4 protein-coding genes are annotated in these 2,855 nt (G+C 65.0%); 3 read left to right on the top strand and 1 reads right to left on the bottom strand.

Annotated features, from left to right (window positions below; translation table 11 throughout):
- Nucleotides 1–600: UbiD family decarboxylase domain-containing protein (locus tag WH91_RS19675; RefSeq protein WP_046172723.1), on the bottom strand; the 600-nt coding region annotated here is incomplete at its 3' end.
- A gap of 105 nt (nt 601–705) precedes the next feature.
- Here WH91_RS19675 and ubiT point away from each other — a divergent pair.
- From ubiT to ubiV, 3 genes are all read left to right on the top strand, one after another.
- Nucleotides 706–1,200 (top strand): ubiquinone anaerobic biosynthesis accessory factor UbiT, encoded by a 495-nt coding sequence (ubiT, locus tag WH91_RS19670; RefSeq protein WP_046172722.1) that lies wholly within the window; start codon nt 706–708, stop codon nt 1,198–1,200.
- A gap of 2 nt (nt 1,201–1,202) precedes the next feature.
- Nucleotides 1,203–2,180, top strand: a complete 978-nt coding sequence (gene ubiU / locus WH91_RS19665) for a ubiquinone anaerobic biosynthesis protein UbiU (RefSeq protein ID WP_046172721.1) — start codon at nt 1,203–1,205, stop codon at nt 2,178–2,180.
- A gap of 4 nt (nt 2,181–2,184) precedes the next feature.
- Nucleotides 2,185–2,855: ubiquinone anaerobic biosynthesis protein UbiV (ubiV, locus tag WH91_RS19660; protein WP_046172720.1), on the top strand; the 671-nt coding region annotated here is incomplete at its 3' end.

Below are 2,855 nucleotides of genomic sequence, written 5' to 3'. Positions count from 1 at the left end.
GTTCGGCCCCAGGACCTGCATCCGGTAGATGCCCACATTGATGTCGTCAGGATCATCGGGCGCGCAGGTGATCACCAGCGGCCAGGTAATGAGCGGCGCGGGTTCGCCGGGCCAGCACCACTGGATAGGCAGCTTGCGCAGATCCACCGCATCGCCCGTCACGACCCGGGTCTGGCTGGGTGCCCGCTCTACCCGCCGCACACGCATATTGAGCGCCGCCGCCAGCAGCGAGCGCTTCTCCCAGGTCTGCTTCAAGCCGCGCGGCGCACGCGGATTGCGCAGGTCAGCCAGTGCCTCGCCCAGGTCTGTCATGGCCTCCGGCGCAATACCCAGCCCCCAGGCGATCCGCTCGGACGTGCCGAACAGATTGACCAGCATCGGGATGTCGCCTGTCCTCCCCTCGGCATCCACCGGGTGCTCGATCAGCAGTGCCGGACCATCCGCCAGCAGCGTGCGGCGGTGAATTTCGGTCAACTCATGCACGAGGCTGATGGGCCTTGTGATCCGGTGCAGACGCCCGCGGCTTTCCAGCGCGTCGAGAAAGCCGCGCAGATTATGCGTCAGAGGGAAGGTCGCATCGGGAAGAGCATTGCTGGTCATGCCGGAACATCGGGCAGACGGTACGCTTTGTCCTTGCGCTAGCGCAAAGCGCGGTGACTCGCACCGGCGTATCAACGGACCAGTTCAACCTGCTCGGTGCCCTGGATGATCCTGCCCAAAGCCATCTCCCATCCGATCAACCATATACCGCTGCCGCTGCTTCAGCAGGGCACGCGGCTGGTCTTTGACCAGATGCTGCGCCAGCACCCCAACCTGTTCGACCGGCTCGGCAGTCATGCCAACAAGAGCTTCCGCTTCACCCCCACCGACCTCGATCTGTCCTTCCTGGTCGTGCCGGCGCAGCGTCGGATCACGGTATCGCGAAAATCGGCGCAGATGGCCGCCGATGCCTCGACCGGCGGGCCCCTGCTGACGCTGCTGGCGCTGCTGGAAGGGCAGATCGATGGCGACGCCATGTTCTTTGCCCGCAGCCTTTCCATCGCCGGCGACATGGAGGCGATGCTGGCGCTGCGCAATGCGCTGGATGACAGTGGCTTCGACGTGCCGCGCGACCTAGGGCAGGCAGCCGGCCCCTTTGCCCATCTTGTGACTCGCGTGGCCGAAGCGGTCCGGCGGCGGGCTCTGGTGGGGCTGGTCTAGAAATGGAATTAATCTGCCCTGCCGGCACCCCTTCCGCCTTTCGCGAAGCCGTCGATGCCGGCGCCGACGCGGTCTATTGCGGCTTTCGCGACGAAACCAATGCCCGCAATTTTCCTGGCCTCAATTTCACGCGCGAGGAACTGGGCACCTCCATCGCCTATGGCAAGGCACGCGGCGTCCAGACCTATGTGGTGCTCAATACCTTCATGCGGGCCGGCTCGGAGGCGCTCTGGTATGGCGCGGCCGACGATGCCGTGCGGCTGGGGGCAGATGCGCTCATCGTCGCTGATCTCGCCCTGATGGCCTATATCGCCCAACACCATCCGCAACAGCGCCTGCATGTTTCGGTGCAGGCCTCCGCCTCCAATGCCGATGCCATCAACTTCCTGGTCCAGACCTTCGGCGCCAAACGGCTCGTCCTACCCCGCGTGCTGACCGTGGCCGATATCGCCGCGCTGGCGCCAAAAGTCGCCTGCGAGCTGGAAGTCTTCGCCTTTGGCGGCCTCTGCGTCATGGCCGAAGGCCGCTGTTCGCTCTCCTCCTATGCCACCGGACAATCCCCCAATATGCAGGGCGTCTGCTCGCCGGCCAGCCATGTGCGCTATCGCGAGGAAGGCGCCGAGATGGTGTCGGAACTGGGCGGCTATACGATCAACCGCTTCGGCGCCGACGAGCCTGCCGGCTATCCGACCCTGTGCAAGGGGCGGTTCCACATTGCCGAGGATGACGGCTATGCCTTCGAGGATCCGGTGAGCCTCGACGTCATGGATCATGTCGACGCACTGCGCGACGCCGGTGTCACCGCGCTCAAGATCGAGGGCCGGCAGCGCGGCAAGGCCTATGTCGCCGAGGTGGTGTCGCGGCTGCGCCAGGCGCTGGCCGCGACGCCCGAGCAACGCTCCGCTCTGCTGGCTCATCTACGCCTGTTGAGCGAAGGCCAGCGTACCACTGCGGGCGCCTATGAAAAGAAGTGGCGGTGAGCGCATGGACGCGACCAAGCTGAAGCTCACCCTCGGTCCGGTCCCCTACCTCTGGGACGGCGCGGCATGGCGCGACTTCTATTTCCGCATCGCCGACTGCGCATGGATTGATGCGGTAACTCTGGGTGAAGTGGTGTGCTCCAAGCGCATCCACTTCATCCAGCCTTTTATCGAAAGCGTCACAGCCCGGCTTGCCGAGGCCGGCAAGGAGGTGGCGCTGGCCTCCATGGCCATGGTGACGCTGGAGCGCGAGGCCCTGCTCACGCGCCGGCTGGTCGAGGCAAGCACCTGGCTGGTCGAGGCCAATGACCTGTCGGCTCTGGGCCTGCTGGCGGGCAAACCACATCTGATCGGCCCCTTCGTCAATGTCTATAACGGCGCTACCGCCCGCATATTGGCCGCTCGCGGCGCAACGCGGATCTGCCTGGGGCCTGAGCTGCCCCTTTCTTCCGTGGCCGAAATCATCCGCGACGCGCCGGGAATGGATTTCGAGGTCTTCGCCTTCGGGCGCTTGCCACTGGCCATCTCAGCCCGCTGCGCCCATGCCCGCGCCAAGGGGCATAGCAAGGACAATTGCCAGTTCGTCTGCCAGGACGACCCCGACGGCTTGGCGGTTGTTACGCTGGATGGCCAGTCCTTTTTGACGCTCAATGGTGTGCAGACCATGTCCCATAC

The sequence above is a fragment of the Devosia psychrophila genome, from assembly GCF_000971275.1.
In the GTDB taxonomy this organism is placed as follows: domain Bacteria; phylum Pseudomonadota; class Alphaproteobacteria; order Rhizobiales; family Devosiaceae; genus Devosia; species Devosia psychrophila.
The sequence above is the reverse complement of the archived record's forward strand: the minus strand, read 5'-3'. Positions and strand labels throughout refer to the sequence as shown.

Coding starts and splice junctions, on each gene's coding strand:
- ubiT (WP_046172722.1), top strand. CDS start 706: ATGATCCTGCCCAAAGCCATCTCCCATCCGATCAACCATATACCGCTG.
- ubiU (WP_046172721.1), top strand. CDS start 1,203: ATGGAATTAATCTGCCCTGCCGGCACCCCTTCCGCCTTTCGCGAAGCC.